Source organism: Dietzia sp. oral taxon 368 (assembly GCF_002999155.1).
Classification (GTDB): domain Bacteria; phylum Actinomycetota; class Actinomycetes; order Mycobacteriales; family Mycobacteriaceae; genus Dietzia; species Dietzia cinnamea.
This window is the reverse complement of record NZ_CP027238.1, coordinates 252188-269747: the sequence shown is the minus strand read 5'-3', so window position 1 is coordinate 269747 and position 17560 is coordinate 252188. Positions and strand designations below refer to the sequence as shown.

Below are 17560 nucleotides of genomic sequence, written 5' to 3'. Positions count from 1 at the left end.
ATGGGAGTGGGTCACGCGCACGGTGCACACGGCTCGGGGCACACCCACGCTCGTCCCGCCGGACATGCCGGTGGGCGCCACCGCGCCAGGCTGGCGATCGCGTTCGCACTGACGGCAGCGTTCTTCGTCGTCGAACTGGTCGCCGGCCTGCTCTCCGGCTCCCTCGCCCTGCTCTCCGACGCCGGCCACATGGGGGCAGACGTCGTCGCTCTCGGTGCGGCTCTCCTCGCGACGATCATCGCCACCCGTCCCGACTCCACCGGCCGGCGAACGTTCGGCCGCTACCGCGTGGAGATCTTCGCCTCCGGCCTCGCCGTGCTCATCATGCTCGGAATGGGCGTGTACGTTCTGGTCGAGGCGCTCGGCCGCCTCGGCTCCGATACGCCCGTCGCCACCGGGACGATGCTCGTCGTCGGCGTGCTCGGCCTGGTCGTCAACGTCATCTCCCTCCTGCTGCTCCGTGGCGGGTCCGACGAGAGCCTCGCGGTACGTGGCGCCTACCTCGAGGTCCTCGCCGACGCCGCCGGGTCGGTCGGGGTGATCGCGGCCGCGCTGCTGATACGTACCACCGGGTCGACGGTCTGGGACCTCGTGGTGGCCGCGGCGATCGCGGTGTTCATCGTGGTCCGCGCGGTGGCGCTCGGCCGGCAGGTCCTCGCAGTCCTCGCCCAGCACGCCCCGGCCGGTGTTGAACCCGCCGCGGTCGAGGCCCAGCTCGGCGTCCTGCGCGACGTGAAGGAGGTGCACGACCTCCACCTCTGGACACTCACGTCCGGGATGGACGTGGGGACCGTCCATCTGGTCGTCGCCCCGGACGCGGACCACGCCGAGGTGCTCGACGATGCCCGACGTGTCCTGTTCGACGAGCACGGGATCGAGCACGTGACCGTGCAGATCGAGACCGCGGGCGTCGGCGGCTGCCGCGAACTGGGGTGGTGAGCCGTGCCCGAGGGAGACACGGTCCACCGCGCGGCCACGCGGGTTGACGCCGCACTCGCCGGGCGGACCCTGGACCGGGGCGAACTCCGGGTGCCGAGGTTCGCCGCGGTCGACCTGCGCGGGAGGACCGTGAAGGCTGCCCGGTCGCGGGGCAAGCACCTCTTCGTCGACATCGGGCCCGACGACCAGGGGCGTGACCCCGTCACCCTCCACCTCCACCTCAAGATGGAGGGCCGGGTCCTCGTGCTCCGCGCCGGGGAGAGGTGGCGGTTCCCCGCACACACCGCCCGGCTCGTCCTGCGCGCGGACGACGTCGAGGTGGTGGGGACCGAACTCGGTTTCCTGCGCGCCCTGTCGCCCGCCGAAGCCGACGTCGCTGTCGAGCACCTCGGGCCCGACCTCCTCGGTGCCGACTGGGATCCGGCGGCCAGCGTGGCCGAGGTCGTGCGGCGCATCGAGGAACGTCCCACCCGCACCATCGGCGAGGCGCTCCTCGACCAGCGCAACCTCGCGGGCATCGGCACCGTCTACCGCGCCGAGTTGTGTTTCGTGCGGGGAGTGGACCCGCGCGATCCCGTCGAGACGGTCCGGGATCTCCCGGCGATGGTGAGGCTCGCACGCAGGATGTTGGTGGCGAACGCCGACCGTGTCGTCCGGGTGACCACGGGCGAGGCCCGGCGTGGTCGCGAGTTGTGGGTGTACGGCCGCGACGGCAAACCGTGCAGACGGTGCGGGACCGAGGTGGAGACCTTCCGCCTCGGCGGCCTCGCGAACCCCGATGAGCCGAGTGATTCGCTCGACCGCATCGCGTACCGCTGCCCGTCCTGCCAGCCGAGCCGTGCCACACTGGGCGCATCGCCAACTGAGGAGAACTCGTGACCGACCGCAAGACGATCCTGATCACCGGGGCCAGCTCCGGGCTCGGCGAGGGTATGGCCCGCCGCTGGGCGGCGCACGGCAAGAACCTGGCACTGTGCGCACGGCGTCTCGACCGCCTCGAGGAGCTGCGCGCCGAGCTGGTGGCCGCCAACCCGTCGATCACCGTCGCCGTTCGCGAGCTTGATGTGGCCGACGGGTAGGCGGTGGAGCGGGTCTTCCGCGAGCTGGACGCGGAGCTCGGTGGGATCGACAGGTTCGTGCTCAACGCCGGGCTGGGCAAGGGCGCTTCTATCGGCACGGGCAAGGCGCACGCCAATCGCGAGACCGCGATGGTGAACGTGATCGGCACTCTCAACCAGGCCGAGGCGGCGACTCAGCTGCTGCTCGCGCGAGGGGAGGGGCACCTGGTGTTCATCTCGTCTGTGAGTGCGCTGCGGGGGATGCCCAAGGCGCAGAACACGTACGGCGCCACCAAGGCTTTCGTCTCGTCCCTGGCGCAGGGGATGTACGCCGAACTCGACAGCGCCGGAAGCCGTATCAAGGTGACGGACATCCTCCCCGGTTACATCCGCACGGACATCAACCGATCGGTGAAGACCGCGCTGATGACGGAGTTCGACGAAGGCGTCGACGCGCTGGTCAAGACGATCGATGCGGAGCCCGTCCGCGCGCTCGTCCCGGCCAAGCCCTGGAAGGTGATCGGCCCGCTGCTCACGCTGCTCCCGGAGAAGGTCAGCCGCCGCTTCGTCTGAGGTCGCCGCGGAATCATCTCGAGCTTGCACTTCCACCCGCCTTAGAAGGGTGGTGGTGGTTGGAGGAGTTCGTCGAGGTGTTGGTGGAGGGCGTGGAGGATGGCTTTTTCCAGGGTGCTGTCGGTGGGTTTGTTGCGTTCCCACCAGCGGCTGGCCGCGGCGGGGGTCATACGCTCACGCGGGGCCGGGCCCGGGGCCGTGTTCGAGTCCGGACCCGCGTTCGGGTCTGGGGCGGTCTCGGCTGCCTCGGCGCCGGTGTCGGGTGGCGGCGAGGTCGGTGCGGCGTCGGTGGCTTCGGCGGCGTTGCGGGCGGCGGTGCGGGCGCGTTCGCGGGCCAGGCGTTGGGCGCGGCGGGCGAAGTAGGTCGCCTCGTCCAGGACCCCGGCCCCGTAGACGGGGCTGGGGTTGCGGCGTTGCTGACGCGCCCAGGCATCGGCCTCGTCGCGTTGTTGTTCGCGTCGGTACTGGGCCAGCGGCCCGTCGGGGCGGGTGAGCATGACGGTGCCGTCGGGGGTGGTCACGATTAAGGTGCCGTCGGGCTGGAGCTTGTAGGTCCAGTCGGAGAACGTTTTGAACCGGTGATGGCGCCGGCATTGGGCCACCAGGTTCGCCTCGATGGTCAGGCCACCGGCGGCGGGGTCGGCGTGGTTGAACGGCACCACATGATCCAGGTCACAATCATCAGCGGGGATCGCGCATCCGGGGTGGCGGCAGGTGCCGTCGCGGAGCCGGACCCGGCGCGCCAACTGGGCACTCGGCCGATATCTCAGGGCCGCATCTGTGTCGTCGGCGGCGCCGATGTGCGGGTCGACCTGCTCGAACGAGGCCCCATCCGAGGTGGCGAGCATCTCCAGCAGGGTCTGCAGGGCCGCTTCGCCGGTGCGGGTGAACTCCACTCGGGCGCCGTGTTCGTCGCGGCCGTTGTCTCCGGTGGCGATGACGGTGACCTTCGGCCGCAACACCGGAGCCCGACCGCCCGCGGTGGCGGGCGCGCCCGCGGCGCCGTGAGCGTCATTGGACGTGTCGGCAGCGTCGGGGTGGGTGGGGGTGTCGCCGCAGATCAGGGACATCAGGGCGTCGGCGCGGCGTTCGGCTGTGGAGTAGTTCGGCTCCGGCTCGTCCGGGTCGGTATCGGGGTCGGCGGTCCGCGCGGCAGCAGCGGCGGTGGCGTCGTCGTCGGCGGCCTGGTGTTCGGCGACGCGTTGGTCGAGGGCTTCGGCCAACACGGCGGCTTCCTCGGTGGCCAGCAGGGCGGAGACGGTGGACATGCCGTCGACGCCTTTGCCGATGCGCACGCCGCGGGTGCGGCTGGCGTCTTCTTTGCGCAGGCGGATGGCGTCGGGGTCGTGGCGGCCGATGACGGCATCGATCTCATCGCGTAGGGCTTTGTCGCCCAGCCGGATACCGGCGGCGATGCCGTTCAGGTAGTCGTCGACGACCTGGCGTTGGACCTGCTCGAGGACATCACCGCGGACGGTGGCCATCTGCCGGGCGAGTAGTTCGGCGACGCGTTGTTCCATCAGCCCGGCGGCCATGGCCTCCAGGATGGCCGGGTAGCGGGTGTGTAGTTCCCAGGAGAAGGACAGCATCTTCTCCGCGCGCCTGGCGGAGATGGACATCGCCGCTACCACATAGCCGGCCGCAGCGACGAGGCCGTCAACCACGGCGTGGCCGGGGCGGGCCTCGTGACTGCCGTCGATACCGTGCCCGTACTCGCGCCAGCACTCCTGCAGCAGGGCGTAGCAGGCGACCAGGCGCTGCGCGGCCGCGCGGTTCTCGGTCGCCCAGCCGTCCCGCGCCGCCGCCGTCAACCCCGTCAACGCCGCGGCAGCGCCGTCACCGGACGAGCCGACAGAACCGGACGAGCCAGTGGAGCCGGCAGGGCCGGAAGAGGACGCGGAGCCACCGGCCGTGCGCTCGGGATCGCCGTCCATGCCCCACCCCCCGTGGTCGACCGTGCGGCCGTGCCGCGCCATGTCTCGAATACGTGTTCTATTCTACGTCCACGTGTTCGACACCACAAGAGGTACGTGTCAGGCGAAGGCGGCGACAGTGCGTTGGGAGATTCTGGGCGGTGACGAGGGCCGACGGCCAACAGGGGAGAGGGTTCGCGGACCCGCGCGCGGCGCGGGACACGCCGGTGCGAGCCGGGGTCGCCCGCGGTGAAGAGCTGGCCGGTGGTTCGGCCGGCCGGAACTACGGCAGCGCCGGCCGGAACTACGGCAGCGCTGGCCGGGCCCACGGCAGCGCCGGCCGGGCCGGCGTCAGCGCCGCCCGCGGGCCTCTCGGTAGATCTCGACGAGTGAGTCCGTGGAGGAGTCGAAGCCCGGCTCGGGGTGGGTCTCGGCGGTGAGGGCGGAGAGGAGCTCACCGGCCTGTGCCTTACCCAGTTCGACGCCCCACTGGTCGAACGCGTTGATGCCGAGAATCGCCGCCTGGGTGAACACGATGTGCTCGTACAGCGCGATGAGCTGGCCCACGACGCTCGGGGACAGGGACGGCGCGAGGATCGTCGTCGAGGGCCGGTTGCCGGGCATGACCTTGTGCGGGGCGAGGGCGGGATCGACGCCGTCGGCGAGGACCTCCTCCTCGGTCTTGCCAAACGCCAGGACCCGCGACTGGGCGAAGAGGTTGGCCATGAGCATGTCGTGCATCGAGACGGGTTCCGCTGAGCCGGGGACGTCGGCGGCCAGGTCCGCGGCCGGCCGTGCCACGCCGATGAAGTCGACGGGCACGAGCTGGGTGCCCTGGTGGAGCAGCTGGAAGAAGGCGTGCTGTCCGTTCGTGCCGGGCTCGCCCCAGTAGACCTCGCCGGTCGGATAAGTAACGTCCGAACCGTCGAGGCGCACGGACTTGCCGAGGGACTCCATGGTGAGCTGCTGCAGGTAGGCGGGGAACCGGTGGAGGTCCTGGGAGTAGGGGATGACGGCCTTGGACTGCGCGCCGAGGAAGCACGTGTACCAGATCCCGAGCAGCGCCATGAGGACCGGCGCGTTGTGCTCGGGCGCCTCGGTCGCGAAGTGCAGATCCATGGTGTGGAAGCCCTCGAGCATCTCGACGAACGCCGCCGGGCCCGCCGTGATCATCACCGACAGGCCGATCGCGGAAGACACCGAGTAGCGGCCGCCGACCCAGTCCCAGAAACCGAACATGTTGTCCGGGGCGATGCCGAAGTCGGCCACCTTGTCCGCGGCGGTCGACACAGCGACGAAGTGAGAGGCGATCGCGTCCTCCGACCTCAGGGCCTCGATGAAGTGCCGCCGCGCCGCATGCGCGTTGGCCATCGTCTCCTGCGTGGTGAACGTCTTGGAGGCGACCACGACCAGTGTGGTGGCCGGATTGATCTCGGCGAGGGTGGCGGTGAGGTCCGCAGGGTCGACGTTCGAGACGTAGCGCGCGCGGATCCCGGCGGTCTGGAGATCGCGTAGCGCGGCGTCCACCATCACCGGGCCGAGGTCCGAGCCGCCGATGCCGATGTTGACCACCGTGTCGATCCGCTCGCCCGTGTACCCGGTCCACTCGCCCGAGCGGACGCGGTCGGCGAGATCGGTCATGCGCGCCAGGACCGCGTGGACGTCGGCCACCACGTCGGAGCCGTCGACGACGAGCTCGGCATCGGCCGGGAGCCTGAGCGCCGTGTGGAGGACGGACCGGTCCTCGGTCGTGTTGATGCGGTCGCCCCGGAACATTGCCGCTCGCTGCGCCGGAAGCCTGGCGGCGTGGGCCAGTTCGGTGAGGGCGTGCAGGATCTCGTCGGTGACCAGGTGCTTGGACAGGTCCACGTGCAGGTCGCCCGCCGTGACCGACATCCGGCGACCGCGTTCGGGATCGGCGTCGAACAACTCGCGCAACGTCACCTCGCCGATCGAGGGGACCAGACCCTCGACCGCTGCCCACTGCTCCGTCGTGCTGATGTCGGTCATGGCTGCGAGATTAGCCGGGAATACGAACGCGCTGCCCACTGTTCAGGGGATGTGACCCCCGTAACTCCAGCCGATTCTGCACCGGCCTTCCCCATCGCCTCCTCTGTTACCGCGCAGGCCGAGCGCCTCGTCGCACTCCGCGTGCCGGAGTTCGCCGGGATCGGTGCCGATCAGCTGCGGGACCACGCCCGCACGCTGGTCGCCGAATCCGGTGACGGGCGGGACGAAGGCGGAGCAGTTCTGGCCGTCCACCCCTCACTCCTGTCGGCCGCGCGACTGGCCGCCCTCATGCGCCGCGACGGGAAGGCGGGCTTCGTCGTCGTCGACATGACCGACCTCGCCGACTTCACACCCACCGACGACATCACACTCCCCGACGCGCCGCTGTACCTTCTCGACGACGTCACCCGCGGTGACGACATGCTGGACTGGACCCCCACCGACGCGCACGCGGAACTGACCGCCCGCGGACGCACACCGCTGACCGTCTCCGAGGGGATCAGCTGGGTCCTGCAGCAACCCGACGCGCTCGAGCCGGGCGCGTGCTTCATGTGCATCGGCTCGCGCAAACCCAAGCCGACCGGCGGGCTCGACTCCCGCACTCCCGCGCTGTGGATCAGCGGCGGCACCGGACGCGACGGCAAGGAGAACAAGGGCGCGCCCAAGGTGGGGTGGTGCTGGGCGGGCAACCACCACACATGGCTGGGCTTCGCGTCGACGTCCGGCAGGCGGGGACCGGTTCAATAGGCGGGTCGCCTAGTACCCCAACCGGCCGCGGCCCAGGCGGAGGAGCATCCCGGCGAGCGTCTGGCCCTCCTCGCCGAGGGATGCGAAGCGCTCGTAGACCTTGAGCTCGCGCGTGTGCACGAGCTTGGTGCCGCCCGACTGCATACGCGTGCGGCCGATGCGGCGGGAGATCTCGCTGCGGCGGGTGATGGCGTCGAGGATCTCGGCGTCCAGACGGTCGATCTCCAGCCGCAGTTCCTGGATCTCGGCCTCGGACAGCGGATCGTCGGTGCCGGCGGGGTCGGTGCTCATGGAGCGAATTATCCCACTGCACCCCGGCGCGACCGAACAACCGTCTAATGTTTGCGCCCGTGGAAGAAATCAACACGTTTCTCGCCGACATCGGATCGGTGATCTGGGGGCCGTTCGTCCTCATCCCGCTGCTGCTGGGCACCGGCCTTTTCCTCACCATCCGACTGCGGGCGTTGCAGTTCCGCAAGCTCGCCCCCGCGCTGCGGCTCGGCCTGGTCAAGCGGAAGGACGACGGCGGCGAGGGCGACATCTCGCAGTACCAGGCGCTCACCACGGCGCTGGCGGCCACGGTCGGCGTCGGCAATATCGTCGGCGTCGCCACCGCGATCGCGCTCGGCGGGCCGGGTGCGCTGTTCTGGATGTGGATCACCGCGCTCGTCGGCATGGCGTCCAAATACTCCGAGGCCTTCCTGGGCGTGCGCTACCGCGTCACCGACGCGCGCGGCGAGCAATCCGGCGGCCCGCAGTACTACCTCCACCGTGGCTTCGCCGAGATCTTCGGCCGTACCGGCGGGCGGGTCGGCCTGGTCCTGTCAATCGTGTTCGCGGTGTTCGCCGTCCTGGCCAGCTTCGGCATCGGCAACATGACCCAGGGCAACGCCGTGGCCACCCAGCTGGAGAACTCGTTCGGTGTCTCCCACGTGACCACCGGCATCGTCCTCTTCGTCCTGACGGGCGCCGTGCTCCTCGGCGGCATCAAGTCGATCGGCCGGGTCACCGCCGGGTTCGTCCCGCTCATGATCCTGCTCTACATCATCGGCGGGCTCGTGGTGCTGGTCGTCAACGCCGAGCAGATCCCTGCCGCGTTCGCCCTGGTGTTCACCGACGCCTTCACCGGCACCGCGGCCGTCGGTGGCTTCGCCGGCTCCGCGATCCTGTACGCCATCCAGATGGGCGTCGCCCGCGGCATCTTCTCCAACGAGTCCGGCATGGGTTCGGCGGCGATCGCGGCCGCGGCGGCCCGGACCACCCACCCCACCCGGCAGGGTCTGGTCTCGATGACGCAGACGTTCATCGACACGATCATCGTCGTCACCTTCACCGGCCTGGTCCTGGTCACCACCGACGTGTGGCAGGGAGGCGGTGACGTCGCGGGCACGATGACCGCCGACGCCTTCGCCTCGGCGATCCCCGAGGGCGACAAGCTCGTCGCGGTGTCCATCGCGTTCTTCGCCTTCTCCACCATCCTCGGCTGGTCGTACTACGGCGAGCGGTGCATGGAGCGGCTCGTGGGCGCGCGCGGCGTCATCCCGTACCGCATGGTCTTCACCTGCGTGGTGTTCATCGGCGCCGTCACCGAACTCGAGGTGGTGTGGAACTTCGCCGACGTGATGAACGGCCTCATGGCCATCCCGAACCTCATCGGCCTGCTCGTACTGTCCGGGCTGATCGTCCGCGAGACGCGTCATTACCTGGACAATGACCCGCGTCTGGACGCCACTGCCTCGCAGGTCGAGGAGTTCATGGGGGCCCGCACGCGCTGACCACGGGCCGTGTCGGACCGGGTGGGTAGATTGGACCCACGATGACCGACACCGCCTCCGCCCCCGCCCGCCAGCACTCGCCCCACTCAGCCCACTCAGCCCTCCTTGACGGGCTCAACCCGCAGCAGGCCGCCGCGGTCACCCACCGCGGCGGCCCGCTGCTGATCGTCGCGGGCGCGGGGTCGGGCAAGACCAGCGTGCTCACGCGGCGGATCGCCTACCTGCTGGCCGAGGGCGGTGCGCACCCGGGGCAGATCCTGGCCATCACGTTCACCAACAAGGCCGCGGCGGAGATGCGGGAGCGCGTCGCGGCGCTGGTCGGCCCGCACGCCGAGCGGATGTGGGTGGCCACCTTCCACTCGATCTGCGTGCGCATCCTCCGGGCCCAGTCCGCGCTGCTCGGGACCCGCAACTCGAACTTCACGATCTACGACTCGGACGATTCCCGGCGTCTGCTGGGGATGATCGCCAAGGAGCAGCAGCTCGAGGTCAAGAAGTTCACCCCGCGCATGCTCGCCTCGGCCATCTCCAGCCACAAGAACGAGCTGCGCGACCCGGCTGAGGCCATGGACCGGGCGCTCGAGGACTCGGACCGCACCGCGCAGACCGTGGCCGCCGTGTTCACCGAGTACCAGGCGCGGCTGCAGGCGGCCAACGCGTTCGATTTCGACGATCTCATCGGTGAGACCGTCGCCCTGTTACGCGCGCACCCGGAGGTCGCCGCGTACTACCGGCGGCGGTTCCGCCACGTCATGGTGGACGAGTACCAGGACACCAACCACGCGCAGTACGTCCTGGTCCGCACCCTCGTGGGCGGCACGGCGTCCGACGACGACGAGGTGGGCGTCCCCCCGGCCGAACTCTGTGTGGTGGGTGACGCGGATCAGTCGATCTACGCGTTCCGCGGGGCCACGATCCGGAACATCGAGGACTTCGAGCACGACTACCCCGACGCCCGGTCCATCCTGTTGGAGCAGAACTACCGCTCCACCCAGACCATCCTCTCGGCCGCCAACGCCGTGATCGCGCGGAACGCCGGGCGGCGCGAGAAGAACCTGTGGACCGCCGAGGGCGCCGGCGAGCTGCTGGTGGGGTACGTCGCGGACAACGAGCACGACGAGGCGAGGTTCATCGCCGGGGAGATCGACCGCTTGGTGGACGCGGGGGAGGCTTCGTACTCCGACGTCGCGGTGTTCTACCGGACCAACAACTCCTCACGCGTGATCGAGGACGTGTTCGTCCGCCTCGGCCTGCCGTACAAGGTCGTCGGCGGTACGCGCTTCTACGAGCGTAAGGAGGTGCGCGACGTGGTCGCCTACCTCAAGGTGCTGAACAACCCGGACGACGCGGTGGCGATCCGGCGTATCCTCAACACCCCGCGGCGCGGAATCGGCGACCGGGCCGAGGCGTGCGTCGTGGTCCACGCCGAGCAGCGCGGGATCGGTTTCGCGCAGGCCTTGCGCGACGCGGCGGAGGGGAAGGTCTCGCTGCTGCCTTCGCGTTCGGTCAAGGCGATCGCCGGGTTCGTCGAGATGCTCGACGACCTGCGCGGGCGCCTCGACGGCGACGACCACGCCGGCGGGCACGACTCCGCGCCCGACGTGGGCGCGCTCGTGGAGGCGGTACTCGAGCGCACCGGCTACCGCGCCGAGCTGGAGGCGTCCAACGATCCGCAGGACGCGGCGCGACTCGACAACCTCAACGAGCTGGTGGGCGTGGGGCGGGAGTTCTCGTCCGAGGCGGCGCTCCAACGCTCCGCCCGCGAGCAGGGCTTCGTGGAGGAGGCCGACGCGGACCCGGACCTGGACGAGGGGCTGGCCGAGCCGGGGTCGCTGGCGGCGTTCCTGGAGCGCGTGTCGCTGGTGGCCGACGCGGACGAGATCCCCGACGACGATCAGGGGCAGGTCACACTCATGACCCTGCACACCGCAAAGGGCCTGGAGTTCCCGGTGGTGTTCCTCATCGGTATGGAGGACGGACTGTTCCCGCACATGCGGGCGCTGGGCGATCCAGCGGAGCTGTCCGAGGAGCGGCGGCTGGCCTACGTCGGCATCACCCGCGCCCGGCGGCGTCTGTACCTGACGCGGGCCATGATGCGCTCGTCGTGGGGCCAGCCCATGACCAACCCGGGGTCGCGGTTCCTGGAGGAGATCCCCTCCGAGGCGATCGAGTGGCAGCGGGAGGAGCCCGCCGGCGGGGCCGGGTTCGGGGACGACGACTCGTACGCCCCGCGGCGGCGCTTCGGCGGCAGCTCCGGTGGATTCAGTTCCGGCGGCGGCTCCGGTGGACGGTCGCCCGGGATCCCGCGCGCGAAGCCGTCCGCGCCCGCGCTGGAGTTGGCGCCGGGTGACCGGGTCACGCACGATAAGTACGGCCTCGGCAAGGTGCTCTCCTGCGACGGCAGCGGTCCGCGCGCCACGGCGACCATCGACTTCGGTGCCTCCGGGAAGGTGCGGCTCATGCTCATCGGGGGCGTCCCCATGCAGAAGCTCTGAGCGCCGCAGGAGCTCTGACGCGGAAGGGGGACCACCGGGCGCTCACCGTCGCGGTACTTCAGCAGCACCAGGGTCGCATGTCCAGGCTTTGCGCGCCCTCCACCTCCGCGAGGACGACGGTGGCGCCGACGCTGGTCATGGCGACCGGTCGCGGCGCCGATCGGGCCCGCGCCGACCACGGCGACGTCGGGATGAGTCGTGTCCTCGTGAGCGGGTTCCCCTCCCGGTGCGCCGGTGACCTGTCCTAGCGGAGAATGTCATGCAGGTGGTTTTGGAAGCCCGGATTGTGTCGATAAGAATGTGTAAGCGCTTTTATCACTCGATCGGGGGCGGAGGTGCGGCCGGGTGGAGACCGAGAAAGGACGGGCGCGGGTACGCGCAGGTGGGCGCAGCGAGAAGGTGCGTCAGTCGGTGGGGGAGGCGACACTCGGCTACCTGGCTGAGGGGCATCTGACCTTCAGTATCGTCGACGTCGCGGCGCGAGCGGGGGTGGGTCGGCGGACGGTCTACCGGTGGTGACCGACTCGTCACGATCTGCTCGTCGAGGCCCTGCGGACCCATGGGCGGCGGGCGCCGGTCGTCGAAGCCTCCGGCTCGTGGGAGGAGAATCTCCGGGCGCTCGCGCACCGGCTCGCTGAGTTCGCCGCGGGGCCGGTCGAGGGCGCGATCGCCGCGATCATGGCGGGCGGCCAGCATCCGGAGTTCAACCAGACGGTGCTGGATCTGTGGCGGCCGGCGATGGAGTCGCGGCATCGACTGGTGCACGTCGCCGCGGAGAGGGGCGAGGTCGCGGAGGGGCTCGACCTGCGCACGGTGGTCGACACACTCCTCGCGCCGATCATCTTCACGCCCCTGGCGATGCGCCGCCCGATGGACGCGCCCGAGGTGGACGCGTTGGTCGACCTACTGCTCAGCGGATCGCGGGCCTGGTAGCCGGGCAGCGAGGGCGGGTGTGCTCAGTTGCCGAGCGAGCCGTGGGCGTGGTCGTGGGAGCCGGCGAGGCTGCCCGTGGCCAGGTCGAGACCGTGCTGGGCGAGCCACACGACCGGGTCGACGTAGTCTTTGCCGCCGTTGACCAGGACCTCGAAGTGCAGGTGGGTGCCGGTGGAGAACCCGAGGTTACCCATTCCGGCGATCTGCTGGCCGGCGTACACGCGCTGGCCCTTCTGGACGTCGAGCCGCTCCATGTGGCCGTAGACGGTCATCGTGCCGTCGTCGGACATGATGCGGATCCAGTTGCCGAAGCCTTGCGCGGGACCAGCGTCGATCACGACGCCGTCGGTCGCCGCCAGGATCGGCGTCCCGTTGACGTTGGCGATGTCGATGCCCTGGTGCATCGTGCCCCAGCGCATCGCGTACGGCGAGGTGAACGAGCCGAACGCGGGGAGGGAGACCTTCGGCCGCCGGGCCTGCTCCTCGGCGATCTCACGCTGCGCGTTGATCTCCGTGCCCGCGTAGAGCATGGCCGACTGGATGTTCTCGGTGTCGGTTTCCCCGACGGAGGCGGGGACCACGACGGGCGCGGGTGCGGACGGTGTCGCCGGCGTGGAGGTGCCGGGCGCCGCGGGGCTCGTGGTGGCGGGGGCCGGCTCGCCGTTGGCCAGCAGGGCGATGTCGCCGGCCTCGGCCGAGTGCGTGCCGGTAGCGTTGAGCGCGGAGCCCGCCGAGGCGGCGGAGACCGCCGCGCCCGCGGCCACGGCGAGGACGGCGGCGCGACCGCGCAGGGCGGTCGGCGGCGCGGGCATCCGGTGGCGGCCGACGCGATGCGCACCGGCCGGAGGAATGACGACAGGAGTCGCTGCTACTTCCTGATGCGACTCTCTCACCGTGGTCGTTTCCCCTCTGTCGTCGCGCCGTGATCTTTTCGTGATGAACGTCGTCCAAGGTAACGGACCGGCAACGGCCTCGCAAGGCGGCGACCGCCCCGCGGGAGAGGAGTGCATCACACCGGTGTGACTCGCGTGGTTCGAGGGGTTTGAAGGATCCCGAGGGGACCCAGAGGGCGTCGGCAATCGCGCCCGGGCTGACGCGCGCTGTGATTCAGTGCACATACATACACACACATACCCCCGGGGTGCGACGGGCGACACACCGCGCGCCTAGGATGAGGCAGGACTCGGCTTTACAACAGGGCCGGGCGAATCTACCCACGTCAAGATGGTGAGCTGATGGATCTCTTTGAATACCAGGCAAAGGCTCTTTTCGCGAAGCATGACGTGCCCACCACCCCGGGGCGCGTCGCGGACACCGCGGAGGAGGCCGAGAAGGTCGCGGCCGAGATCGGCAAGCCTGTTGTCGTCAAGGCGCAGGTGAAGGTCGGTGGCCGTGGTAAGGCCGGCGGCGTGAAGCTGGCAGAGGATGCCAAGGAGGCTCGAGCCCGGGCCGAGGACATCCTGGGCCTGGACATCAAGGGCCACATCGTCAAGAAGCTGCTGGTCGCCGAGGCCAGTGACATCGCGGAGGAGTACTACATCTCCTTCCTTGTCGATCGCGCTAACCGCAACTACCTGGCCATGTGCTCGGTCGAGGGCGGCGTCGAGATCGAGCAGGTCGCCGAGGAGTCCCCGGACCGCCTCGCCCGGATCAACATCGACCCCACGGTCGGTGTCGACGAGGCCAAGGCCCGCGAGATCGCGAAGGCCGGCCACCTGCCGGAGGAGGTGCTGGACGCCGCCGCGGTGACCATCGCCAAGCTGTACGAGGTCTTCGTCAAGGAGGACGCCACCCTGGTTGAGGTCAACCCGCTCGTGCGCACGCCGAACGACGAGATCCTCGCGCTCGACGGCAAGGTGACGCTGGACGAGAACGCCGAGTTCCGTCACAAGGACACCTTCGCCGACTTCGCCGATGCGGGCACCACCGATCCGCTCGAGCAGAAGGCCGCCGAGAACGGCCTCAACTACGTCAAGCTCGACGGCGAGGTCGGAATTATCGGCAACGGCGCCGGCCTGGTCATGTCGACCCTCGACGTCGTCGCCTACGCAGGCGAGAACCACGGTGGCGTCAAGCCCGCCAACTTCCTCGACATCGGCGGCGGCGCGTCCGCCGAGGTCATGGCCAACGGTCTCGACGTCATCCTCGGCGACGAGCAGGTGAAGAGCGTGTTCGTCAACGTCTTCGGCGGCATCACCGCCTGCGACGCGGTGGCGAACGGCATCGTCAAGGCCCTGGAGATCCTGGGCGACGAGGCCAACAAGCCGCTCGTCGTGCGTCTGGACGGCAACAACGTCGAGGAGGGTCGCAAGATCCTCGCCGAGGCGAACCACCCGCTCGTCACCCTGGCCGACAATATGGACTCCGGCGCCGACAAGGCCGCCGAGCTGGCCGCCAAGTAAGAAGCAGAGGACCTTACACACATGTCGATCTTCCTCAACAAGGACAGCAAGGTCATCGTCCAGGGCATCACCGGCGGCGAGGGCACCAAGCACACGGCCCGCATGCTCGCGGCCGGCACCCAGATCGTCGGTGGCGTCAACGCCCGCAAGGCCGGCACCACCGTGTCCCACAAGGACGCCGACGGCAACGACATCGAGCTGCCCGTCTTCGGTTCCGTGAAGGAGGCCATGGAGGCCACCGGTGCCGACACGACGATCCTGTTCGTACCGCCGCCGTTCACCAAGGACGCCATCATCGAGGCCGTGGACGCGGAGATCCCGCTCGCCGTGGTCATCACCGAGGGCGCGCCGGTCCTGGACACCGCCACCGCGTGGAACTACAACCTCGCCAAGGGCGGCAAGACCCGCATCATCGGCCCCAACTGCCCGGGCATCATCACACCGGGTGAGTCGCTGGTCGGCATCACCCCGGCCAACATCGCCGGCAAGGGCCCGGTCGGTCTCGTGTCCAAGTCGGGCACCCTGACCTACCAGATGATGTACGAGCTGGCCGACTACGGCTTCTCGACCGCCATCGGCATCGGCGGCGACCCGATCATCGGCACCACGCACATCGACTGCATCGAGGCCTTCGAGAACGACCCGGAGACCAAGGTCATCGTGATGATCGGCGAGATCGGCGGCGACGCCGAGGAGCGTGCGGCCGACTACATCAAGGCCAACGTCACCAAGCCGGTCGTCGGCTACGTCGCGGGCTTCACCGCCCCCGAGGGCAAGACGATGGGCCACGCCGGCGCGATCGTGTCCGGCTCGGCCGGCACCGCGCAGGCCAAGAAGGAGGCCCTCGAGGCCGCGGGCGTGAAGGTCGGCAAGACGCCGTCCGAGACCGCCCAGCTCGCCAAGGAGATCCTCGACGCCCTGTGATCCACCCGCGGCGGCCCCGTGAGGGGCGGCCGTGCGTGAGGGTTCCCGCGACCCCCGTCATCCCCGGATGGCGGGGGTCGCGGCGTGCCGGGGGTGGGCATGTCGGACCGGCTCTCTACGGTGGTCAGCGTGAGTCCCCAACGCGTCATCCGGCCCGCCGCCCGACGGTCTCCCGCGGGCGCCCGTTCGCTGCTGTGGACGGCGGCGGCTGCGGCACTTCCCGTCATCGTCACCGTGCTCGTGTTGGCCGCCTCGACCCTGGCGATTCTGGTGTTCACCTCCGACGGGTTCGACTCGTTGTTCCCGGTGGTCGCGGTGGAGTGGTTGGTGCTCAACCGCGTCCCGCTGGTGGTGGACACCATCGAATTAGGATTCCTCCCGCTGCTGCCGCCGGTGCTCTACGCGGCGGTGTTGGCGCGGCAGACCCGCGCGGTGCTGGCGGACGTGGAGCAGCCGGGCGCGCGCGAGGCCGGAGCGGCGGTGGCCGGCGTGACGGTGGCGGGTCTGCTGCTCACCGGGCTGGCGACGCTACTCGTGGGCTCCGCGGCGTCGGACTTCGCGGTGCGGGAGTCGTCCCTGCCGTCGGCGTTGGGGTGGACGGCGGCCGTGGCGATCGCCGGGGCGGGCCTGGGTGTGTGGCTGTACTTCCGGCGCGGCCTGCGCGAGGTCGTTCCGCTGTGGGTTCGCGGCGGCGTCCACCTGGGCGCGGCGTTCGTCGCCGCGGCCTCGGCGGTCGCGACCCTGCTGGTCCTGGTCGGCCTCGTGGCGGCGTGGGAGCCCGTCGCGGCGGCGCTGGGGATCGGAAAGGACGTCGTGGGGACGGCTGCGCTCACCGCGATCTCGGCGGCGTATCTGCCCAACGTGGTGATCGGCGCGGTGTCCGTGCTCGTGGGCGGAGAAGCTCACCTGGGCCAGGCCTCGTACAGCGTCTTCGCGGTGTCGCGCGGCCCGATGCCGGACGTCCCGCTGGCGGCCGTGCTGCCCACCACCAACCCGCACTGGGCGGTGCAGGGGCTGTTGCTGGTGACGGTGGTCGTGGCGGCGGCGTTGGCGCGGTCGGTTGCGCACTGGTTCCGGACGACCGGCGACGCGGTGAAGGCGGCGTGGCTGGCCGCCGCGATCGTGGCCCTGGTGATCGCTCTGAGTCCGGTCGTGGCCGGGGGCGAGCTCGGTGTTCTCGGCACGGTGGGCACGGGGTCGCTCATCGCGGCGGCGATGGGCCTGCTGCTGTTCGGCATCATCGGGTCGGCGACCATCGCCCTGTCCCTGGCGGGTCTGACGCGGCGCCGTGAGCGCGCGGAGAGCGAGCTCGAGCGTCGCCGCCGCCGCGCCGGGACGATGTCAGACGACGTGGTGGCCCCGGTCGGCGTCGGCGTGGACGTTCGCCCAGGCGGGTACGACGAAGCCGGGCAGGTCGACGACGAGGACGCCGACGAGGCCGACGACGACGACGAGGTCGATCACCTCGGAGCCGAAACTGACCACCCCGAGGATGCGTCGGCCGACCTCGACGAGGCCCCGGACACCGACACCGCGGTGGACTCGGACCCGCCAGCAGAGGCCGCGGCCGAGGACCCGCCCGCTGCGGGGGAGCCCAGCGAGGAGCCGGCAGGGGAGCCGGCAGGGGAGCCGGCCCCCGCGGAGCGCCCGGCCGGGGATGCCGAGGATCCCGCCGCGGAGGCTGCCGAGGACGATTCGGCCGGTCTGCCTGACGAGAAGCCGACACCGGCCGACTAGACTGCCCTGACGAGGCCCGCGCGACCGGCGGGCCGCCGAATCGACGGGCGGGAG

15 protein-coding genes and 1 pseudogene are annotated in these 17560 nt (G+C 70.3%); 12 read left to right on the top strand and 4 right to left on the bottom strand.

Features of this window, described 5'->3' with window-relative positions:
• The 3 genes and pseudogenes from C3V38_RS01310 (at position 1) to C3V38_RS01300 (ending at position 2570) form a co-directional block, all read left to right on the top strand.
• On the top strand, positions 1–939 hold the full coding sequence (locus C3V38_RS01310; RefSeq protein WP_106384944.1) for a cation diffusion facilitator family transporter: 939 nt from the start codon (positions 1–3) through the stop codon (positions 937–939).
• A 3-nt stretch (positions 940–942) separates the two neighbouring features.
• On the top strand, positions 943–1818 hold the full coding sequence (locus C3V38_RS01305) for a DNA-formamidopyrimidine glycosylase family protein (RefSeq protein WP_061228334.1): 876 nt from the start codon (positions 943–945) through the stop codon (positions 1816–1818).
• Positions 1815–2570: pseudogene (locus C3V38_RS01300) on the top strand (SDR family oxidoreductase). Before C3V38_RS01305 ends, C3V38_RS01300 begins: the two are co-directional and overlap by 4 nt.
• Before the next feature lie 41 nt (positions 2571–2611).
• Here C3V38_RS01300 and C3V38_RS01295 read toward each other — a convergent pair.
• Together C3V38_RS01295 and pgi are read right to left on the bottom strand one after the other, a co-directional pair.
• Positions 2612–4504 carry an HNH endonuclease signature motif containing protein gene (locus C3V38_RS01295; protein ID WP_254426045.1) on the bottom strand — a complete coding sequence of 631 codons (1893 nt, stop codon included), beginning with the start codon at positions 4502–4504 and terminating at the stop codon, positions 2612–2614.
• A 330-nt stretch (positions 4505–4834) separates the two neighbouring features.
• Positions 4835–6493 (bottom strand): glucose-6-phosphate isomerase, encoded by a 1659-nt coding sequence (pgi, locus tag C3V38_RS01290; RefSeq protein ID WP_061229063.1) that lies wholly within the window; start codon positions 6491–6493, stop codon positions 4835–4837.
• A gap of 51 nt (positions 6494–6544) precedes the next feature.
• Between pgi and C3V38_RS01285 the strand changes: the two genes are divergently transcribed.
• Complete coding sequence (locus tag C3V38_RS01285; protein ID WP_254426044.1) at positions 6545–7240, top strand: DUF5701 family protein; 696 nt, start codon at positions 6545–6547, stop codon at positions 7238–7240.
• Between the two features lie 9 nt (positions 7241–7249).
• Here the strand turns inward: C3V38_RS01285 and C3V38_RS01280 are convergent, their stop codons facing one another.
• The gene (locus C3V38_RS01280) at positions 7250–7531 is read right to left on the bottom strand and encodes a chorismate mutase (RefSeq protein WP_061229061.1); all 282 of its coding nucleotides are present in this window, start codon (positions 7529–7531) and stop codon (positions 7250–7252) included.
• Between the two features lie 47 nt (positions 7532–7578).
• On the opposite strand from C3V38_RS01280, the gene C3V38_RS01275 reads away from it, so the two are divergent.
• The 5 genes from C3V38_RS01275 (at position 7579) to C3V38_RS01265 (ending at position 12443) form a co-directional block, all read left to right on the top strand.
• Positions 7579–9015 carry a sodium:alanine symporter family protein gene (locus C3V38_RS01275; RefSeq protein ID WP_106384943.1) on the top strand — a complete coding sequence of 479 codons (1437 nt, stop codon included), beginning with the start codon at positions 7579–7581 and terminating at the stop codon, positions 9013–9015.
• Positions 9016–9056: 41 nt separating this feature from the next.
• Positions 9057–11510 carry a UvrD-helicase domain-containing protein gene (locus C3V38_RS01270; RefSeq protein WP_106384942.1) on the top strand — a complete coding sequence of 818 codons (2454 nt, stop codon included), beginning with the start codon at positions 9057–9059 and terminating at the stop codon, positions 11508–11510.
• A gap of 77 nt (positions 11511–11587) precedes the next feature.
• Complete coding sequence (locus tag C3V38_RS17495) at positions 11588–11758, top strand: hypothetical protein (protein ID WP_156482573.1); 171 nt, start codon at positions 11588–11590, stop codon at positions 11756–11758.
• Positions 11759–11855: 97 nt separating this feature from the next.
• Entirely contained in the window at positions 11856–12029 is a 174-nt protein-coding gene (locus C3V38_RS17490; protein ID WP_157076953.1) for a hypothetical protein, read from the top strand.
• A gap of 15 nt (positions 12030–12044) precedes the next feature.
• Positions 12045–12443 (top strand): TetR-like C-terminal domain-containing protein, encoded by a 399-nt coding sequence (locus C3V38_RS01265; protein WP_106384941.1) that lies wholly within the window; start codon positions 12045–12047, stop codon positions 12441–12443.
• A gap of 23 nt (positions 12444–12466) precedes the next feature.
• On the opposite strand, the gene C3V38_RS01260 is transcribed toward C3V38_RS01265, so the two are convergent.
• Positions 12467–13255 (bottom strand): M23 family metallopeptidase, encoded by a 789-nt coding sequence (locus C3V38_RS01260; RefSeq protein WP_061913794.1) that lies wholly within the window; start codon positions 13253–13255, stop codon positions 12467–12469.
• 423 nt (positions 13256–13678) lie between these two features.
• Here C3V38_RS01260 and sucC point away from each other — a divergent pair, with 423 nt between their 5' ends.
• The 3 genes from sucC to C3V38_RS01245 all read left to right on the top strand — a co-directional run bounded on the left by sucC (position 13679) and on the right by C3V38_RS01245 (position 17506).
• Positions 13679–14845, top strand: coding sequence for an ADP-forming succinate--CoA ligase subunit beta (gene sucC / locus C3V38_RS01255; RefSeq protein WP_106384940.1), 1167 nt, complete (start codon positions 13679–13681; stop codon positions 14843–14845).
• Between the two features lie 21 nt (positions 14846–14866).
• Positions 14867–15769, top strand: a complete 903-nt coding sequence (gene sucD, locus C3V38_RS01250; protein ID WP_106384939.1) for a succinate--CoA ligase subunit alpha — start codon at positions 14867–14869, stop codon at positions 15767–15769.
• Positions 15770–15898: 129 nt separating this feature from the next.
• The gene (locus C3V38_RS01245; protein WP_254426043.1) at positions 15899–17506 is read left to right on the top strand and encodes a DUF6350 family protein; all 1608 of its coding nucleotides are present in this window, start codon (positions 15899–15901) and stop codon (positions 17504–17506) included.
• The last annotated feature ends 54 nt before the right edge of the window (positions 17507–17560 follow it).